This is a genomic window from Thioclava dalianensis, assembly GCF_000715505.1.
Taxonomy (GTDB): domain Bacteria; phylum Pseudomonadota; class Alphaproteobacteria; order Rhodobacterales; family Rhodobacteraceae; genus Thioclava; species Thioclava dalianensis.
This window is the reverse complement of the sequence record NZ_JHEH01000026.1, coordinates 1-18,072: the sequence shown is the minus strand read 5'-3', so window position 1 is coordinate 18,072 and position 18,072 is coordinate 1. Positions and strand designations below refer to the sequence as shown.

Annotated in this window: 20 protein-coding genes and 1 pseudogene; 6 read left to right on the top strand and 15 right to left on the bottom strand. The window is 64.1% G+C overall.

What is annotated here, in order from left to right; genetic code table 11:
- The first annotated feature begins 39 nt into the window (after nucleotides 1-39).
- On the top strand, nucleotides 40-1,095 hold the full coding sequence (hemH, locus tag DL1_RS15935; protein WP_038068216.1) for a ferrochelatase: 1,056 nt from the start codon (nucleotides 40-42) through the stop codon (nucleotides 1,093-1,095).
- Nucleotides 1,096-1,098: 3 nt separating this feature from the next.
- On the opposite strand, the gene DL1_RS15930 is transcribed toward hemH, so the two are convergent.
- The 3 genes from DL1_RS15930 to DL1_RS15920 are packed head-to-tail and all read right to left on the bottom strand — an operon-like array spanning nucleotide 1,099 to nucleotide 3,508.
- Complete coding sequence (locus DL1_RS15930; protein ID WP_038068214.1) at nucleotides 1,099-1,749, bottom strand: HAD family hydrolase; 651 nt, start codon at nucleotides 1,747-1,749, stop codon at nucleotides 1,099-1,101.
- Nucleotides 1,746-2,309: a 16S rRNA (guanine(966)-N(2))-methyltransferase RsmD gene (gene rsmD, locus DL1_RS15925; protein ID WP_038068213.1), complete on the bottom strand. Its 564-nt coding sequence runs from the start codon at nucleotides 2,307-2,309 to the stop codon at nucleotides 1,746-1,748. Before rsmD ends, DL1_RS15930 begins: the two co-directional genes overlap by 4 nt.
- Nucleotides 2,306-3,508, bottom strand: a complete 1,203-nt coding sequence (locus DL1_RS15920; protein WP_038068211.1) for an NAD(P)/FAD-dependent oxidoreductase — start codon at nucleotides 3,506-3,508, stop codon at nucleotides 2,306-2,308. Before DL1_RS15920 ends, rsmD begins: the two co-directional genes overlap by 4 nt.
- A gap of 82 nt (nucleotides 3,509-3,590) precedes the next feature.
- Here DL1_RS15920 and DL1_RS15915 point away from each other — a divergent pair, with 82 nt between their 5' ends.
- On the top strand, nucleotides 3,591-4,079 hold the full coding sequence (locus tag DL1_RS15915; RefSeq protein ID WP_038068209.1) for a peroxiredoxin: 489 nt from the start codon (nucleotides 3,591-3,593) through the stop codon (nucleotides 4,077-4,079).
- 67 nt (nucleotides 4,080-4,146) lie between these two features.
- On the opposite strand, the gene DL1_RS15910 is transcribed toward DL1_RS15915, so the two are convergent.
- From DL1_RS15910 to smc, 6 genes are all read right to left on the bottom strand, one after another.
- Nucleotides 4,147-4,536, bottom strand: a complete 390-nt coding sequence (locus DL1_RS15910) for a 4a-hydroxytetrahydrobiopterin dehydratase (RefSeq protein WP_074854783.1) — start codon at nucleotides 4,534-4,536, stop codon at nucleotides 4,147-4,149.
- A 57-nt stretch (nucleotides 4,537-4,593) separates the two neighbouring features.
- Nucleotides 4,594-5,475 carry a mechanosensitive ion channel family protein gene (locus DL1_RS15905; protein ID WP_051693625.1) on the bottom strand — a complete coding sequence of 294 codons (882 nt, stop codon included), beginning with the start codon at nucleotides 5,473-5,475 and terminating at the stop codon, nucleotides 4,594-4,596.
- A gap of 44 nt (nucleotides 5,476-5,519) precedes the next feature.
- On the bottom strand, nucleotides 5,520-6,692 hold the full coding sequence (locus DL1_RS15900) for a GNAT family N-acetyltransferase (RefSeq protein WP_038068205.1): 1,173 nt from the start codon (nucleotides 6,690-6,692) through the stop codon (nucleotides 5,520-5,522).
- A 57-nt stretch (nucleotides 6,693-6,749) separates the two neighbouring features.
- On the bottom strand, nucleotides 6,750-7,514 hold the full coding sequence (locus DL1_RS15895) for a glycerophosphodiester phosphodiesterase family protein (RefSeq protein WP_143081624.1): 765 nt from the start codon (nucleotides 7,512-7,514) through the stop codon (nucleotides 6,750-6,752).
- On the bottom strand, nucleotides 7,514-7,972 hold the full coding sequence (locus DL1_RS15890; RefSeq protein ID WP_038068203.1) for a RidA family protein: 459 nt from the start codon (nucleotides 7,970-7,972) through the stop codon (nucleotides 7,514-7,516). Before DL1_RS15890 ends, DL1_RS15895 begins: the two co-directional genes overlap by 1 nt.
- A gap of 147 nt (nucleotides 7,973-8,119) precedes the next feature.
- A complete protein-coding gene (gene smc, locus DL1_RS15885; protein WP_038068202.1) occupies nucleotides 8,120-11,578 on the bottom strand; it encodes a chromosome segregation protein SMC in 3,459 nt (1,152 codons plus the stop codon).
- A gap of 295 nt (nucleotides 11,579-11,873) precedes the next feature.
- Here smc and DL1_RS15880 point away from each other — a divergent pair, with 295 nt between their 5' ends.
- Both DL1_RS15880 and DL1_RS15875 read left to right on the top strand, forming a co-directional pair.
- Complete coding sequence (locus tag DL1_RS15880) at nucleotides 11,874-12,230, top strand: CidA/LrgA family protein (protein ID WP_038068200.1); 357 nt, start codon at nucleotides 11,874-11,876, stop codon at nucleotides 12,228-12,230.
- Nucleotides 12,223-12,936: an LrgB family protein gene (locus tag DL1_RS15875; protein ID WP_038068198.1), complete on the top strand. Its 714-nt coding sequence runs from the start codon at nucleotides 12,223-12,225 to the stop codon at nucleotides 12,934-12,936. The genes DL1_RS15880 and DL1_RS15875 overlap by 8 nt, the downstream gene beginning before the upstream one ends.
- Nucleotides 12,937-12,947: 11 nt before the next feature.
- Here DL1_RS15875 and DL1_RS15870 read toward each other — a convergent pair whose 3' ends face one another.
- From DL1_RS15870 to map, 6 genes are all read right to left on the bottom strand, one after another.
- Nucleotides 12,948-13,604 carry a trimeric intracellular cation channel family protein gene (locus tag DL1_RS15870; RefSeq protein WP_051693624.1) on the bottom strand — a complete coding sequence of 219 codons (657 nt, stop codon included), beginning with the start codon at nucleotides 13,602-13,604 and terminating at the stop codon, nucleotides 12,948-12,950.
- Nucleotides 13,601-14,065, bottom strand: a complete 465-nt coding sequence (gene rnhA / locus DL1_RS15865; protein WP_038068196.1) for a ribonuclease HI — start codon at nucleotides 14,063-14,065, stop codon at nucleotides 13,601-13,603. The genes DL1_RS15870 and rnhA overlap by 4 nt, the downstream gene beginning before the upstream one ends.
- Nucleotides 14,058-14,663, bottom strand: a complete 606-nt coding sequence (locus tag DL1_RS15860) for a glutathione S-transferase family protein (protein WP_038068195.1) — start codon at nucleotides 14,661-14,663, stop codon at nucleotides 14,058-14,060. The genes rnhA and DL1_RS15860 overlap by 8 nt, the downstream gene beginning before the upstream one ends.
- 3 nt (nucleotides 14,664-14,666) lie before the next feature.
- Nucleotides 14,667-15,101 (bottom strand): DUF3429 domain-containing protein, encoded by a 435-nt coding sequence (locus tag DL1_RS15855; RefSeq protein ID WP_038068193.1) that lies wholly within the window; start codon nucleotides 15,099-15,101, stop codon nucleotides 14,667-14,669.
- The gene (ispH, locus tag DL1_RS15850; protein WP_038068190.1) at nucleotides 15,101-16,048 is read right to left on the bottom strand and encodes a 4-hydroxy-3-methylbut-2-enyl diphosphate reductase; all 948 of its coding nucleotides are present in this window, start codon (nucleotides 16,046-16,048) and stop codon (nucleotides 15,101-15,103) included. The genes DL1_RS15855 and ispH overlap by 1 nt, the downstream gene beginning before the upstream one ends.
- Before the next feature lie 62 nt (nucleotides 16,049-16,110).
- Nucleotides 16,111-16,920 (bottom strand): type I methionyl aminopeptidase, encoded by an 810-nt coding sequence (gene map, locus DL1_RS15845; protein ID WP_038068189.1) that lies wholly within the window; start codon nucleotides 16,918-16,920, stop codon nucleotides 16,111-16,113.
- Between the two features lie 117 nt (nucleotides 16,921-17,037).
- Between map and DL1_RS15840 the strand changes: the two genes are divergently transcribed.
- Both DL1_RS15840 and DL1_RS15835 read left to right on the top strand, forming a co-directional pair.
- On the top strand, nucleotides 17,038-17,766 hold the full coding sequence (locus tag DL1_RS15840; protein ID WP_038068188.1) for a competence/damage-inducible protein A: 729 nt from the start codon (nucleotides 17,038-17,040) through the stop codon (nucleotides 17,764-17,766).
- Nucleotides 17,763-18,072 (top strand): annotated as a pseudogene (locus DL1_RS15835) (GNAT family N-acetyltransferase); the annotation flags it as partial. The gene DL1_RS15840 and the pseudogene DL1_RS15835, both read left to right, overlap by 4 nt.

The following is an 18,072-nucleotide window of genomic DNA, read 5'->3' as shown; positions in this document are numbered from 1 at the left end:
AGTCCAGAGAAGTTCCGCAATGACGACAGGAAAAGCCCGATGACCGATGATGCACGCGCTCGCCTCGCCCACGCGCCCGCAGACCACCCGCCTGTCAAAGCGGCCAAGATCGGGTTGCTGGTCGCCAATCTGGGGACGCCGGATGGCACGGATTACTGGTCGATGCGGCGCTATCTCAACGAATTCCTGTCCGACAAGCGGGTGATCGATCTGCCGCGCTGGAAATGGCAGCCGCTTTTGCAACTGATCATCCTGTCCAAACGCCCCTTCACCTCGGGGGCCAATTACAAGACGATCTGGAACAATGAGGCGAATGAAAGCCCGCTGATGACGATCACCAAGCAGCAAGTCCACAAGCTGCGCGCGGCCGTTGCGGCACGTTATGGCGCTGAAGTGGTGGTCGACTACTGCATGCGTTACGGCAATCCCTCGACCCGGTCGGTCGTGGATCGGATGGTCGAGCAGGGCTGCGAAAAGATCCTCTTCGTGCCGCTCTATCCGCAATATGCGGGGGCGACCTCGGCCACGGCGAATGATGCGTTCTTCAGCGCGCTGAGCCATCAAAAGCGCCAGCCCGCAGCCCGCGTGGCGCCGGAATATTTCGATCGCCCGAGCTATATCGAGGCGCTGGCCGCTTCGGTCGAGCGGGTCTATGCCACGCTAGAGCGCAAGCCCGATGTGCTGGTCGCCTCTTATCACGGGATGCCCAAGCGCTACCTGATGGAGGGCGACCCCTACCATTGCCAGTGTCAAAAGACATCGCGCCTGCTGCGCGAGCGTCTGGGCTGGGACAAGAGCGGGATCGACACGACCTTCCAGTCGGTCTTTGGCCGCGAAGAATGGCTCAAGCCCTACACGGTCGAGCATGTGGCCGAGCTGGCGCGCGCGGGCAAGAAGAACATCGCAGTGATTTCACCGGCCTTTTCGGCGGATTGCATCGAGACGCTTGAGGAAATCAACGGCGAGATCCGCGAGGCGTTCGAGCATGCGGGCGGTGAGACCTTCACCTATATCCCCTGCCTCAACGATGACGATTTGCACATCACGGCATTGATGGATCTGATGCAGGAGAACCTCGCGGGCTGGATCGACTAGACCCTAGTCCAGCCCGATCAGCCCGGGTACTTGAGCCATATCGGTGAACAATGTAGCGCCCGCCGCCTCAAGCGCTGCATGCGTTCCGTGGGGCGCGTAGCCAAGGCAGCGAATGCCTGCCGCCTGCGCCCCGCGTGCGCCGGTCGGGCTGTCCTCGATCACCACGCATTGCGCCGGATCGGTCTTGAGCGCGCGCGCCACATGCAGATAGAGACCCGGATCGGGCTTGGGGCAGCCCAGCTCCTGACCCGAAAACATCCGTCCCTCGAACCGGGCGCGGATATCGGGATGCTGGCCCAGCGTGACCTCCATCTTGGCGGTCCGCCCGTTCGAGCCAACCCCGTAGACGATCCCCGCCGCATCGAGCCGGTCCAGAAGATCGGCAATTCCGGGGATCAGATCCGTGCCCTCGCCCAGCCGCTGATAGAGCTTGGCGTAGAACTGCTCGACCCAATCCTCCGGCAGGCGCGCACCGCGGTCGCGGGCGCGGGTCGCGACATCCTCGATTGTGCCGCCCACGAAAGAGGTCTCCAGCGCCTCAAGCGACAGAGGCAGGCCATAGGCGGCCAGCTCTTCCTGCATCAGGGCAAAGCCTTGCGACTCGCTGTCGACCAGAACGCCGTCGCAATCAAACAAAACGGCACGCACCTTCATTCCGGCATCCTTGCAAGTGTAACCATGGTGTCGCCATACCGGCGCTGATCGAGCTGGACAAGGGGGGCGGGCACCAGCGGGGGCGTGTTCTCTTCCCACATGATGGTCGCGCCGGGCGCAATCCAGCCGCCCTCAAGGCAGGAGGCAATCGCCCGTTCGCCCAACCCCATCCCATAGGGCGGATCGAGGAAAATCAGGTCATAGCCCGCGCCCCGGCAGGGCCCCATACGGATGGCATCGCGGCGCCAGACATCGGTGGTGCCCATCGCCCGCATCGCCTCGATATTGCGCCGCAACAGGGCGCGTGCGGCAGTGCCGTCATCGACAAAGGCGACCCGTGCTGCGCCGCGCGACAGCGCCTCAAGCCCCAGCGCCCCGGTGCCTGCGAACAGATCGAGCACGCGTGCATCCGCCACCGGATTGCCATGCCCGCCATTGATCAGCAGGTTGAAAATGCTCTCGCGCACCCGGTCCGTGGTGGGGCGCAGATGGGCTGCCGCATCGCCCGCGCCGACCTCGGCAAGCTTCAAGCCGCGGCGTTCACCGCCGATTATTCTCATTTCAGGAGCGCTTTCAGATCGGTTTCGGGGTCGGCGACCTGTTCGGGGGTGACGGTCTTGCCGCCCTCGATCAGCCGCTTGCCGATCATGTAGGCGCGCGCATCGTTGAGCGCATCAACCGCGATCAACGCACCGTCGCGGAAATACCAGAAGCTCGCCCCTTCGCCCGCACGTGCCACCACCGAGTCATAGCCGATATTGAGGCCCGCGATTTGCAGTTTGGAGTCGAACTGATCCGACCAGAACCACGGTTTCGGGCTGTAATCCTGCGCAGCTCCCAGCATGTTTTCGGCGACCAGTTCGCCCATATCGATGGCATTGCCGACGCTTTCCAGACGCAGCGGACCCGCGCCGCCCGGGAAAGCAGCGCAATCGCCTGCCGCCCAGATATGATCCTCCGAGCACCTGCCCTGCGCATCGACCGCGATGCCGTTTTCGCAATGAATGCCCGCTTCGCGCGCGATCTCTTCGTTGGGGGTCACGCCGATGCCCACGATGGCGAAATCCGCCTCGATCACGCGCCCGTCTTCCAGCTCGACCGCCGTGACGACCGTGTCGCCGCGCAACGACAAAAGCCCTAGCCCTTCGATGATCTCGACGCCGTTTTCTTGGTGCAGCGCGCGGATCGCATCGGCGGTCTGCGCGCAGGCGACGCGGCCAAGGATGCGCGGGGCGGCTTCGACCAGCGCGACCTCAAGCCCCAGCTTGCGCGCCACCGCCGCCGCTTCAAGCCCGATATAGCCGCCACCGATCACCACAAGCCGTTGGCCGGGACGAAACTGTGCACGCATCGCATCGACATCGGCAAGACTGCGCACGGTGAAGACATTGCCCAGATTGCCGCCCAGCGAGGCCGGAAGCCTGCGGGGCGTGGCGCCGGTGCACAGGGCCAGCTCGCTATAGTCAAGGCTCTCGCCATCGCTGATCTGGACGACCTGCGCCTTCGGGTCGATCTCGGTCACCGAGCAATCGAGACGCAGGCTGATATCGTTGTTGGCCCACCAGTCATTGGCGCGCAGCATCAGCCGCTCCAGCGGCATCTCGCCCAGCAGATAGCCTTTCGAAAGCGGCGGGCGTTGATAGGGTGCGACCGGCTCGGCGCCGACCACGGTGATTGCGCCGTCATAGCCCTTCTTGCGCAGGCGCGCGGCCATAGAGGCTGCCGCCTGTCCCGCACCGACGATCACGATCCCGCTCATTTCATTCTCCACTGGCCCATTGCCCCCCAGACCCTATATCGTCGCAAGCGACAAACGCAACGTGACAGCATCGGAGCACTTAATGACAATTACGACTGGCGACGTCCTTCCCGGCGCAACCTTTCTTGCCGTCGGCAATGACGGTCCGCAGCAGATCAGCCTTGGCGACAAGATGAAGGGCCGCAAGGTCGTGATCTTCGCGGTGCCCGGCGCCTATACCGGCGTGTGCACCACGGCCCATGTTCCGAGCTTCATCCGTACCAAGGACAAGTTCGAAGCCAAGGGCGTCGAGGAAATCATCTGCGTTTCGGTCAATGATCCCTTCGTCATGGCAGCCTGGGGCGAGAGCACGGGCGCGAGCGCTGCGGGCCTCACCATGCTGGCCGATCCCGAAGCGGCCTTCACTCAGGCGATCGGGATGGAGTTCAGCGCCCCGCCCGCCGGGCTGATCAACCGCTCCAAGCGCTATGCGATGCTGGTCGAGGATGGCGTGGTCAAGGCGCTCAATGTCGAGGAAAGCCCCGGCACCTGCGAGGCCTCGGCGGGCGAAGGTCTGCTCTCCGAGATCTGATCTTACATGAAAAAGCCCGGAGGATGCGCATCCTCCGGGCTTTGATCTGGCAGTGTGCAGGGCTTGGTCAGGCGTCGTCTTCCGCGCCATCCTCTGAGTTCGCGGCGCTATCGGCCAGCCGCATCAGCGGACGCCCGATATCGCGATCCACTTCCCCCCGGCCCTCGGCGAGCCCGTCAATGGCGCGCGCAAGCTCGATATCGAGCACGCTCAACCCGCTGCAATCATGCGTTGTCAGCGTGATTTCAAGCGTCTTGTAGACATTGCGCCAATCGGGGTGGTGATCCATCTTCTCGGCCAGAAGGGCGACTTCGGCCATGAAGCCCCATGCATCCGAGAAATCCCGAAACAGCAGACGCTTGATCATCGCGTCTCCTTCATCGGTCGCGCGCCAGCCGGTATCTTCCAGCGCGAGCAGCAGGGCCTTACGTTCTTCGGGATCAAGCTTGGACGTCATGAATCACTCCCATGTTGCTTTCAAGAACAGGTAGGGCGGCCCCGCCGCGCTTCCAGATCAGGCGGTTCCGGTCTCTTGCCGGGCCTGCGCGGTTTCGATCCGGGGCACTTCTACCACTTCGAGGGTCCGCGTGGGGAACGGAATGCCGATGCCATTGGCGTCGAACTCGACCTTGATCTTGCGGATCATCTCGGAGCGCAGCGACCAGTAATCGGCGGTGCTTGCCCAGACCCGGAACGTGAAATCGACCGAGCTATCACCCAGATTTTTCACGCGGATCACCGGCGCCGGATCGGTCATGGCGCGCGGATCGCTGCTCGAGACGGCCTCAAGCACTTCCTGCGTCTTCTTGAGATCGGCGTTATAGGCAACACCGATGGTCAGATCCATCATCCGCGTCGGGTTGGCCGAGTAGTTGGTGATCGCGCTTTTCCAGATGTCGCTATTGGGCATGATGACTTGGATGCCGTCATAGGTGGTCAGCATGACGTAGAACAGCTGGATCTCGGTGACCGTGCCGCTCTCGCTGCCCGCGTCAATGAAATCCCCCTGACGGAACGGGCGGAACATGATGATCATGACGCCTGCCGCAAGGTTCGACAGCGCCCCTTGCAGCGCCAGACCGATTGCCAGACCGGCGGCACCGATCAGGGCGGCGAGCGAGGTCGTCTGGATCCCGAAGCGATTGAGGATGAAAATCACCCCGATCGCGAGGATCAGATATTTGACGATATTTCCGAGAAAGCTGAACAGCGTGTCGTCGAGCCGTTTGTAGCGGTTCGACAGAGCCGTAACCCGTCCTTTGGCCCAAGCCGATACCGAAAGCGCAATCAGCAAAATCACCAGCGCCGCTATGACATTCACAGCAACGAGTATGGCCGCGTCGATCCGATCCTGCGTCAGCCAGCTACTGACATGGGTCAGCTCATCTAGGGTCATCAGTCTATCCTTCATTCTATCTTCGGCCAAACGTCACGTTGGCCTTAGGGTTCCGCCCGCGCTCGAAACGGGCCCATTTCGGTGAGGATCTCGATATCCTCATCGACGGCAGCCCGTTCTGCCTCCAGATAATCGGCAACGGCCTGTTTCAGGCCGGGATGCGCAATCCAATGCGCCGAGTAGGTCGGCACCGGCAGGTAGCCGCGGGCCAGTTTATGGTCTCCTTGCGCGCCAGCCTCGACGCGCTGCAATTTATGGGCAATCGCGTAATCGACCGCCTGATGGTAGCACAGCTCGAAATGCAGGAAGGGATGATCCTCGATGCATCCCCAATAGCGCCCGAACAATGCCTCGCGCCCGATCAGATTGAGCGCGCCTGCAACCGGCCGCCCATCACGGAGCGCGAGCACAAGTAACACATCTTCGCGCATCTCGTGAAGCAGGTCGAAAAAGGCCCGGCTCAGATAGGGCGTGCCCCATTTGCGCGCGCCGGTATCTTGATAGAAGGTCCAGAAAGCGTCCCAATGTTCTGGCTGGATCTGATCGCCCGTCAGCTGCACGATCTCGCCGCCAAACTCCTGCGCCCGGGCGCGTTCCTTGCGCAGTGCCTTGCGCTTGCGCGAAGACAACTCGGCGAGAAATCCGTCGAAATCCGCATAATCGCGATTGAACCAGTGAAATTGCTGACCGGTGCGGCCAAGCCAGCCAAGCGCCTCCGCGGCCTTCATCTCTTCCGCGGTACAAAAGGTCATATGGATCGAGGAAACCCCGGCCCCCTCGGCGATCTGCGCCATCCCGCTCAGAAGCGCGCCGCGTGCCGCCTGCTCCAGCCCTGGCAGCACCAAAAGCCGCCGCCCCGCGACCGGGGTGAAGGGCACGGCGGCCTGCAATTTGGGGTAGTAGCGCCCGCCCGCCCGGTGAAAGGCATCGGCCCAGCCGTGATCGAAGACGTATTCCCCTTGCGAATGGGATTTGACGTAGAGCGGCGCGACCCCGATCACCTGCCCGCCCAGGCGCGCCACCAGATGGCGCGCGTCCCAGCCAGTGCCGGGCCCCACCGATCCCGATTGCTCGAGCGCGGCCAGAAAGCGATGCGTCGTGAACGGATCAAAGGCGCGCGCTCCGTCCGCGACCTCGGGGCAGGCGCAGGCATTCCACTCGTTTTCGCTTATTTCGGAAATATCCGAATAAAGCGTGATTTCAACGCTTTGATCCATTCATCCCCAAGTATAACAGATGTCCATCGGGTGAATCTGGGGCCGCAATCGAACGGGTCAAGCGGGCAGGGCCGCAAGATAGCGTTCAAAAGTGATGTTATCGGCGATTGCGCGGGCCGCGCTTTCCTCTTCGGGAGAGCGGATCGTCCAGCATAGAATCGGCAGGCTTTGGGCTGCGAGTTCGCTCACCCGTGGCGCGCCCAGATCCTCCGCCTGATGCGAGATGAACCCAGCCCTCGTCCGCTCAAGATCCGGGATCGCGCGCAGCTCTGCGCGGCGCGGCTCTGGAATAAGCGGCCAATCCTCGGGCGCATAATCGCAGGTCGTCAGCCCGACACAGATTTCGGGCGCGGCGCTGGCAAAATCGGCAATCGCATGCGGATTGAACGACATTACCGCCAGCGGCCCACGATAGCTTCGCAACAGCGCCGCCGATGCCTGACCGAGCCCACCGACATTCGGCCCAAGCGCCCCGTCCTGATCCTTGATCTCGATCAGCAGCGGCACTTGGCCTGCGACCAGCTCCAGCACCTGCTCAAGACTCGGCACCCCCTCCGCGCCCCCTAGCAGCGGGATCTCCGCCAGCTCTGCGGCGCTGCGCTGCGCAATCGGCCCGTCCTGACCCGTTAGCCGCGTCAGGTGGTAATCGTGAAACACCATCGGGACACCGTCCGACGAGAGCTGCAGATCGATCTCGATTGCATATCCTGCCGCAATCGCGGCGCGGATCGCGGCAAGGCTGTTTTCGGGCCGTCCATCCGCCACATCATGCAGCGCACGATGGGCGATTGGCAGGCGCAGGAAATCAGGGTGCAATGACATCAGGTGATCTCAAAAATCGCTTCGATCTCGACGGCAACTCCCAAGGGCAGCGAGGCAGCGCTGACCGCAGAGCGTGCATGGCGCCCGGTATCGCCAAAGACCTCGACCATGAGATCAGAGCAACCATTGATGACCTTGGGCTGATCGGTGAAATCCGCGGTGGAATTGACGAACCCCGTCAGTTTCACCACCCGTGCGATCTTGTCGAGATCGCCAATCGCGGCCTTGGCCTGCGCAATCAGCGCCAGTCCGCAGAACCGTGCGGCAAGCGCGCCCTCGGCGACATCCATATTGGCGCCCAGCCGCCCCTTGATCAAACCATCCGGCCCGTTCGAGATCTGCCCCGAGACAAAAATCTGATTGCCAGAGCGCACGAACGGCACGTAATTCGCCGCCGGCATCGGCGCGTCCGGAAGGGTGATCCCAAGCTCTGCGAGCCGCGCTTCGATAGTTGCCATGATGGGCCTCCTGCACTGTTTGTGCGAAAGCTAGGCGCGCACGCCTCTGCCCGCAAGCGCATTCACGCCCTCTTCCTCTTGATCCAAATATCCCGAGGAAACCGGGTAAACCGCAGGTTTGTCCGTTGGGGGCAGAGCCCCCGCGCCTCAGGCCACCAGCGCTTCGGCCTTTTTCAGATCGACCGAAACCAGCTGGCTGACGCCTTGCTCTTGCATCGTCACGCCGAAGAGCCGATCCATCCGGCTCATCGTCACCGCATGGTGCGTGATGATCAAAAAGCGGGTGTCGGTCCGGCGCGTCATCTCGTCGAGCAGATCGCAGAATCGCGTCACATTGGCATCATCGAGCGGCGCGTCGACCTCGTCGAGCACACAGATCGGTGCCGGGTTGGCCAGAAACACCGCGAAGATCAGGGCCATCGCTGTCAACGTCTGCTCGCCGCCCGAGAGCAGGCTCAGCGTGCTCAGCTTCTTGCCGGGCGGTTGGCACATGATCTCAAGCCCGGCCTCCAGAGGATCGTCGCTCTCGACCAGTTCCAGATTGGCCGAACCGCCGCCGAAGAGATGGGTGAATAGGGTGCGGAAGCTGTCATTGACCTGCTCGAAGGCGGTCAGTAGCCGCTCGCGCCCCTCACGGTTGAGCCCGGAAATCCCGGCACGCAGCTTGCGGATCGCCTCCTCGAGATCGGCCTTTTCCTTGACCAAGGCGTCATGCTCGACCTCGACCTCGCGGGCATCTTCCTCGGCGCGTAGGTTCACCGCGCCCAAGGCTTCGCGTTGCCGCTTGAGCCGGTTGACCTCGGTATCGAGCGCCTCCGCATCGGGCATCTTCTCGGGATCGACATCGAGGCGCTCGAGCAGTTTCTGCGGCGTGCTCTCGGTCTCCTCCATGATCCGCTCGGCGGCGGCGGTGACGGTTTCGCGGGCGGCATCGACGCGGGCCTCGGCGCGGGCGCGGGCCTCGCGGGCCTCACCGGCCAGCCGCTCGGCGTCGCGTTCTGCGAGCTGTGCGGCGCGCAGGGCCGCGTCGGCGGCGGTAAGACGCTCGCTCGCCTCGGTCTTGCGGGCCTCGGCCTTCGCGATGTCCTCCGACAGCTCGGCGCGTTTTTCCGCCAGCGTCTCGGGGATCGCGCTCGCCTCGGACAGCTCCTCTTCGCTTTCCTCCTTGCGCGCGGCCAGCTCTGCGGAGCGCCGCTCTGCCGTCTCAAGCCGGTGCCGCCAGCCCGACAACTCCTTGGTGATCTCCTGCCTGCGGCGCAGCCGGGCCTCGCCCTCGCGCCGAATCTCGTCATGCGCGGACCGCTTGGTCATCATCGTCATCCGCGCGGCCTCGACCGTCATCTTGATCGCGTCGACCTGAGTGCGCTGGGCCTCCAGATCGGGCAGGGCGGCCAAGGCATTCTCGGCCTCGCGCAAAGCCATCCGTCCGCCGCCTGCCTCTTCCTCGTGACGCGCAACGGCAAGCTTGGCGCTTTCCAGCTTGGATCCGGCGATGGAGCGGTCGCTTTCGGCACGGCTGAGCGCCCGACCGGCCTCGGCAAGACCCCGGTCGGCGGCGCGGCGCGCTTCACGTGCGGCGGTATCGGCACGGGTGGCCTCGGCCAATTGCCCGGTCAGCATCTCATGGGCCTGCCGCGCGCCTTCGGCCCGTGCGGTGATCTCCTCCAGATCGCGCTTCAGCTCGACCAGACGATTGAGCTGCTGCAACCGCAAGGCTGCAGCGGTGGGCGCATCCTCGGAGCCCGCGCGATAGCCGTCCCAGCGCCAGAGGTCGCCATCGGTCGACACCAGACGCTGACCGGGGCGCAGCTGTTCTTGCAGCCGTGCGCCTTCATCCCAATCCGAGACCAGCCCGATCTGGGAAATCCGACGGAAGAGCACTTCTGGCACTGTGACATGATCGGACAAAGGCTCGACCCCGGCGGGAAGGGTCTGCGCGGTGCCGTAGCTTGGCAAGATCTGCCAGCCGGTCGCCGCATCTTCCGAGACCTCCGGGGCGTGCAGATCATCGGCAAGAGCGGCCCCGAGTGCGGCCTCATAGCCCTTATCGACACGCACGCGGTCCAGAAGCTGCGTGCCGCCAGAGCTTTCCCGCTCCACGAGGCGCGACAGCGTGGTCACCTCTGCGCGCAACGCACCTGCCTCGCCCTCGGCCTCCGAACGGGCCGCGCGGGCGGCGCTTTCGCGCGATTGCAGATCGGCGCGCGCATCGTCTGCGGCGGCCAGCGCCTCTTCGGCAGCCTCGGCGGCGGCCTGTGCCTCGTTCTGCGCGGCCTCGGCGGCGGTGAACTCCCCGGTCGATTTCTCAAGCGCCGCCTGCGCGGCAGCCGCAGCCTGCTTGGCTTGGGTGGCGGCGGCTTCGGATTTTTCCGCCGTGGCGCGGTTGTCGCTGACCAGCCGCTGGGCCGATTGGTGCCGGGCGGCGAGGCGGGCCACATCTTCGGTCAGCTCGGTCAGGCGGGCCTCGCGATCTTGCAGGATCGTCGCGGCCTCATGCGCGTCATCGGCGGCGCGCGCCAGCTTGTCGTCATGGCCTTCCGAGGCCTTGGCAATCTGACCCTGCTCCCATTCGAGCCGCGAGATCGTCTCGCCCGCATCGCGGTTGAGCCCGGCCTCGCGCTCCATGTCGCGGTTCAACTGCTCCACCCGGCCCTGCAAGGTGGCGATCCGGGCACGTGCCTGCGCTTCTTGATCGCTCAGCGCATCGCGCTCGACCACGATCCGCTGAAGGATTGCGGCAGCAATGGCTTCTTCTTCGCGCAGCGGTGGCAAAGCCTCTTCATGGGCGGCGCGGGTGCGTTCGGCCTCGCGCGCGGTGCGTTCGGCGGAGGCCGCATTCGTGACCTGCTCGCGATGCGCGCTTTGGGCGGTCTCGCGGGCCATATCGGCCTCGCGCCAGCGACGAAACAGCAGCATCCCTTCGGCGCGGCGCAGATCGTCGCCGATGGTGCGGTAACGCGCGGCCTGCCGGGCCTGACGCGCCAGCTGGGCAAGTTGGGCTGCTAGCTGTTCGATCACGTCATCGACCCGCGTCAGGTTCTGCTCGGCCCCGTTGAGCTTGAGCTCGGCCTCGTGGCGTCGCTGATACAGGCCCGAGATCCCGGCGGCTTCTTCGAGGATGCGCCGCCGCGCCTTCGGCTTGGCGTTGATCAGCTCGGAAATCTGGCCCTGCCGCACGAGCGCGGGCGAATGCGCCCCGGTCGAGGCATCGGCAAACAGCATCTGCACGTCGCGCGCCCGCACATCCTTACTGTTCACCTTATAGGCAGAGCCCGCATCGCGGGTGATCCGGCGGATGATCTCAAGCCCATCGCTGTCGTTGAAACCAGAGGGCGCCAGCCGCTCGGTATTGTCGATCTGCAAAGAGACTTCTGCGAAATTGCGTGCCCCGCGCGACGACGCCCCGGCGAAAATCACGTCTTCCATGCCACCGCCGCGCATCGCGGAGGGGCGGTTCTCGCCCATCACCCAGCGCAGCGCTTCGAGCAGGTTGGACTTGCCGCAGCCATTGGGCCCGACCACCCCGGTGAGCCCGTCATGGATCACCAGATCGGTGGGGTCCACGAAGCTCTTGAAACCGTTGAGGCGGAGACGGGAGAAGCGCAAATGCCAGCCCTTTCGAATCTGTAACAGAGGGGGAAAGTTTCCGTAGCCTGCCGCCCCAAGTCAACCAAAACGCACCGCATATCGGGTGGGATTGGCGCTTATCCACAAGATATTGGCGATTTGCCGCCGCTCGCCCGCGGGTTTTCCTGTGATGCGCCAGCCGCACAATCGCAGGCTCACGCCCGATAGACGCAGCCCTGCGCCACAGCAATCAACCGTGCGGCGCCCTCCGATCTGCAGCTTTCGCTTTCCGGCGCGGCGTCTTAAGATTGGCGCACCTGTTCAGGAGGCCCCGATGATCCCCGCATTGACGCTGATCTTGCTCTTTCAACTCTTCGGAGAGGTTCTCTCGCGGGCGTTGATGTTGCCACTGCCCGGGCCCGTATTGGGGATGCTGTTCTTGCTGGTCGCGCTGAGCCTGTCGCCGGGTGTGCGGCGCATCGTGACGCCGGTTGCGCAATTCATCCTGAGCCATCTGTCGCTTCTCTTCGTGCCAGCCGGTGTTGGCATCGTCGCGCATCTGGATGAGCTGCGCGCGCATGGGCCCGCGCTGGCCGTGGCGCTGATCGTCTCGACCCTCGCGGCCATCGTGGCGGGGGCCACGGCCTTTGTCATCGTCGCGAAGCTGACCGGGAGCGCCTCCGATGACTGATCCGTTCAAGCTTTGGTCCTACCTGTCATCCGAGCCCTTGCTGTGGCTTTGGGCGACGTTGATGGCCTATTGGATTGGCGATCTGCTGTTTCGTCTGAGCGGGCGCAATCCGTTCGCCAATCCGGTCGTCGTGGCGGTGGTGATCCTCGGGGGCGTGCTGCTGTCGACCGGAACGCCCTATCAGCGCTATTTCGATGGCGCGCAATTCGTGCATTTCATGCTCGGCCCGGCGACGGTGTGCCTTGCGGTGCCGCTTTATCTCAACTGGCCCAAGGTGCGCCGGGCAATCTTGCCGATTGCGGCGGGGCTGGTCGTCGGCTCCGCCACCGCGATCCTCTCTGTTCTGGCGATTGCAAAGGCGATGGGCGCGGGCCCGGTGCTGCTGGCCTCGCTCGCGCCGAAATCGGTGACCGCACCCGTGGCCATTGGGATTTCCCAAGAGCTTGGCGGGGAGCCGTCGCTGACCGCCGCTCTGGTGCTGATCACAGGCATGATCGGCGCGATCACGGTGACCCCGATGCTCAACCTGCTTGGCTTTCGCGACTGGCGCGCGCGCGGCCTTGCGGTCGGTGTCGCCGCCCACGGGATCGGTACTGCGCGGGCGTTTCAGGTGCATGAGACCGCCGGGGCCTTCGCCTCGATCGGGATGGGGATGAACGCGGTGCTGACCGCATTTCTCGCGCCGCTGATCCTGAGCCTGTTCTAGGCGATTGGCGGTCAGAAATTGCGCGGGGGGCGCGGCTTGTAGACCGGCAACCGCCAGCCAAACCGAAGCGAGCCCGCGCGCAAAACGAAGGTCACGCCGCCGCAGATCATCAGGCTCCAGAACCGATCCACGCCAAACCCGCCCGCGATCAAGGCGCAGGCCGCGCCGGAAAATGCGCAGCTCAGATAAAGCTCACCTTGCTTGAGCACGAGCGGCACCTCGTTGCAAACCACATCGCGCATCAACCCGCCGAACGTGCCGGTGACCACGCCCATGATCAGCACAATCGCGGCGCCATGGCCCATTTCCAACGTGATCGCCACGCCCGCCGGAACCGCGACGGCCAGTGCGCAGGCGTCGAGCCACAAAAGCGCGCGATAGCGGCTTTCCAGCAGATGCGCGGTGAAGAACACCACCACCGCCGCCCCGGCTGCGATCAGCACATAGGTCGGATCGCCCACCCAAAAGACCGGGTCGCGCCCGAGCAAAAGATCGCGCAACGTCCCGCCGCCCACGGCGGTCAGCGCCGCGATAAAGACAAAGCCCACGAGATCCAGCTGCTGGCGTGACGCGACCAGCGCCCCGGTCAGCGCAAAGACCAGCACCGAGGCATAATCCAGCGCATTGCCAAGGGGATACTCCCCGAGCGTTCCGGGCAGCGCGTTCATCCCGCCTTGCCGGGTTTGAACGGCGCCATGCCCGCGCGCGCGAGCTCATCGGCCTGCTCGTTCTCGGCATGGCCAGCATGGCCCTTGATCCATTTCCACGTCACCTGATGGCGCAGCTGTGCGGCGTCGAGCCGCTGCCAGAGATCGACATTCTTCACCGGCTTCTTGTTCGAGGTCTTCCAGCCATTGCGCTTCCAGCCGTGAATCCAGCCCGTGACCCCGTTTTTCACATAGGCCGAATCGGTGGTGATCGTGATGGCGGTGGGCTTGGTGAGCGCCTCAAGCGCGTTGATCGCGGCCAGCAACTCCATCCGATTGTTGGTGGTGTCGGGCTCGCCGCCTTTCAGCTCGCGCTCCTTGAGGATGGTTTCCCCCTCCATCGCGCGCATCACGACGCCCCAGCCGCCCGGGCCGGGATTGCCCGAGCAGGCGCCATCCGTCCATGCATGGATCTCAGCCATCGAGCCCCACATATCCGGGCAGCGCCGCGATCCGGTCGCGCCATGCACAAAGCGCCGGGTAGGGGCGCAGATCATAGCCGCCGCGCGTATCGGCGGTGTGGGTGTAGCCGTAGAGGCAGATATCGGCGAGCGTGATTGCCTCGCCCGCGAGCCAAGTCTGCGCCTTGAGCGTGTCTTCCATGACTTGCAGCAGCGCATTGCCGCGGGTGAGCAGCTCTTCAAGCCGCTGTGGCGTCGCCTCTGGCTTGCGGTGTTCGTAGTGCAAGAGGGCGGCGCGCACGGCGATCACGCCTTCATGCTGGTTTTGCTCCCAGAACATCCATGACAGCATCTGCGCTTGGGCGAAGTTGTCGGTGGGGGTGAAGTCGCTGCCTTGGCCGAGATAGCACAGGATCGCGTTCGATTCCGCGAGAACCCGCCCGTCATCGAGATGCAGCGCAGGGGCTTTGCCGAAGGGCAGCGCGCCGCTCAGATGGGCCTGCGCAAGCGCCTCGCTGTCATATTCGACATCGACCCGCTCATAGGCGCGGCCTTGCAGGGCGAGCAGCAGCCGCACCTTGTAGCTGTTGCCCGAACTGGGCATCGAATAGAGCTTCATCCCTTAGGTCCTTACCAAAGCGATCAGGCATGCTATGACCACCGCAGTCAGCCCGATGCGCAGTTTCATCCACCAGCCCGGCGCCAGCCCGCTGCGTGCAAAGATGTAATCGAGCGGCAGGAGGAGCACAAAGCCAATCATAAGCGCGAAGTTGATCGGCATGCCAAGCACCACCAGCGCGATGAAAAGCAAGATCGGCGCAATCGAGATCGCGTAGCCCGCCGACCATTCTCCCTTGGCGGCAAAGCCCCACAAACACCCGGCCATGAAGCAATAGATCATCAGCGCATAGGCCAGCACGGCAATGCGCGGATCGGCCATGCCGGGCGGCACCATCGCGCCGGTCTGCACCACCAGAACGCCCCAGAGGAACGGGATCAGCCCCGCCGCGCCAAGGATCAGCGCCAGACCCGGAATGCGCGGCCCGATTGCGCGCATCAGGCGGTTTCGCGCAGCATGCGCGGCACTTTGAATTCGATATCCTCGCGGGCGGTCTCGATCTGATCGACGGTGAGGTCATAGCGGGCGCGGAAGGCGTCGATCACCTCGTCGATCAGCACTTCGGGCGCGCTGGCGCCTGCGGTGACGCCGACCGCTTTCGCACCTTCAATGGCGCGCCAGTCGATATCGGCGGCGCGTTGCACCAGTTGCGAATAGGCGCAGCCGGCAGCGCTGCCAACCTCGACCAGACGGCGCGAATTGGACGAGTTCGGCGCACCGATCACCAGCAGCGCGTCGATCTGCCCGGCCATCGCCTTGACCGAGGCCTGTCGGTTCGTCGTCGCATAGCAGATGTCTTCTTTGGATGGCCCGACAATCGCGGGGAAACGCGCCTGAAGCGCGGCCACAATCGCGGCGGTATCATCGACCGAAAGCGTGGTCTGGGTGATGAAGGCCAGTTGCTCGGGATCGCGCGGGGTGATCTTGGCTACGTCATCGACCGTCTCGACGAGCAGAACCTCCCCCTCGGGCAGTTGCCCCATCGTGCCCAGCACCTCCGGGTGACCGGCATGGCCGATCATCACCATCTGATGGCCGTTGGAGGAATGGCGCTCGGCCTCCTTGTGGACCTTGCTCACCAGCGGGCAGGTCGCATCGACATAGATCATCTCGCGACGTTCGGCCTCGGCGGGCACAGATTTGGGCACGCCATGGGCCGAGAAAATCACCGGCCTGTCGGTCGGGCATTCCTCAAGCTCTTCGACGAAGACCGCGCCCTTGTCACGCAGGCTGTCGACGACGAATTTGTTATGCACGATCTCGTGGCGCACATAAACCGGGGCACCCCATTTCTCGAGCGCCATCTCGACGATCTTGATCGCCCGGTCGACGCCCGCGCAAAATCCGCGCGGGGCGGCGAGGTAGAGGGTCATGGAAGGTTTCATCGCACTCTCCTTCAGTCGGTCACCCCAGCGGCTGCAAATGTGCAGCATCCGGGATGGGCGCCTCAGCGCCAGGTCGGATGGAAGCGGCCCGCAGGCGAGGTGGTGAAGATGTCGACGCCATCTGCCGTCACCCCCACCGAATGTTCGAACTGGGCGCTGAGCGACTTGTCGCGCGTCACCGCCGTCCAGTCATCGGACAGAACCTTGGTTTCGGGACGACCCAGATTGACCATCGGCTCAATCGTGAAAATCATGCCCTCTTCGAGCACCGCGCCGGAGCCTGCCCGCCCGTAATGCAGCACATTGGGCGGCGCGTGAAACACCTCGCCCACACCATGGCCGCAGAAATCGCGCACGACGGACATCCGGTGACCCTCGACGAATTTCTGGATCGCATGGCCGATATCGCCAAATGTGTTGCCGGGTTTGACCTGCTCGATCCCGATCATCAGCGAATCATGGGTGACTTGGATCAACCGCTCGGCCTTGCGCGACAGCGCGCCTGCGACATACATCCGCGAGCTGTCGCCATACCAGCCATTCAGGATCACGGTGACGTCGATATTGACGATATCGCCATCCTTGAGCCGCTTGTCGCCGGGTATGCCGTGGCAGACCACATGGTTGATCGAGATGCAGCTTGCGTGGCGATACCCGCGATAGCCGATGGTGGCCGAGGTTGCGCCCATTTCGCCAACACGTTTTTCGATGAACGCATCAAGCGCGGCGGTCGTCACGCCGGGCACGACGAGGTCCGCGACCTCATCGAGAATCTGCGCCGTCACCTGCGATGCGGCACGCATGCCGTCGAAATCGCGGGGCTCGTAGATGCGGATGCCGTCTTTCGTGACACGGCCGTGGCTGTCGTCCAAGGCTCTACTCCATAACACTTTCGCGCTTTAGATAGTCACAATTGCACCGCTTGGCCAGTACCCGACCTTTCCCGTTCGCACACTGCGCCCTATACCAAGGGAAAAGGAGGCCCTGCTATGCCCAATCCGACCGCTGCAATCCTGATCATTGGAGATGAAATTCTCTCGGGCCGGACCCGGGAAGGCAACGCCTATTTCCTCGCGGGGCGGCTGGCAGAGCATGGGATCGACTGCCGCGAAATCCGGGTGATCGCGGATGATCATGCCGGGATCATCGCCGCCGTGCAGGATCTTGCGGGGCGGTTTGATCATCTGTTGACCAGTGGCGGCATTGGCCCCACCCATGACGACATCACCGCCGATGCCGTGGCTGAGGCGATGGGCGTGGGCCTTGACGTGCGCGACGATGCCCGCGCGATCTTGGCTGCGCATTATGCTGCGCGCGATGCCGAGTTTACGCCCGCGCGGCTGCGCATGGCGCGCATTCCCGATGGGGCGGTGCTGATCGACAATCCGGTCTCGGCCGCGCCGGGCTTTTCCTGTGGCAATGTGCATGTGATGGCGGGGGTGCCCAAGATCTTTCAGGCGATGGTCGAGGGCCTGTTGCCGCGTCTCACCGGAGGGACTGCACTGATCACGCGCAACTGGGAGGTTCGGCTGCCCGAATCGAGCGTTGCTGATGTGTTGCGCGAGATTGCAGGTCGCCATCCCGCACTGTCGATTGGCTCCTATCCGTTTGAGAAACAGGGCGCTTATGGCACAAACCTCGTGCTGCGCGGCGCCGATTTGAGTGAGGTCGAGACCGCATTGGGCGAGGTGCAGGCCGCCTTCCCGGAGGCGTCATGACCCAAGACCTGACCGAGATCATTGATGCGACGTGGCCCGCGGCAAAGATCCACCACGCGGGCGGCTTCGATATCCGTGAGGGGTTGGGCGGCGGCTCGCGTGTCAGCTGCGCCACGCTGGCGGTGCCTCTGGAGCAGGCCGATATCGCGCAGGCCGAGGCCCGGCATCGCGCCTTGGGTCAGACCCCGCGCTTCATGCTGCGGCCCGGCGATGATGCGCTTGATGCCTGTCTGGCAGAGCGCGGCTACGAATCCTACGACCCGGTTTGGCTGTGGCAGGCCCCCATCGCGCAGGTTCAGGGCGAGA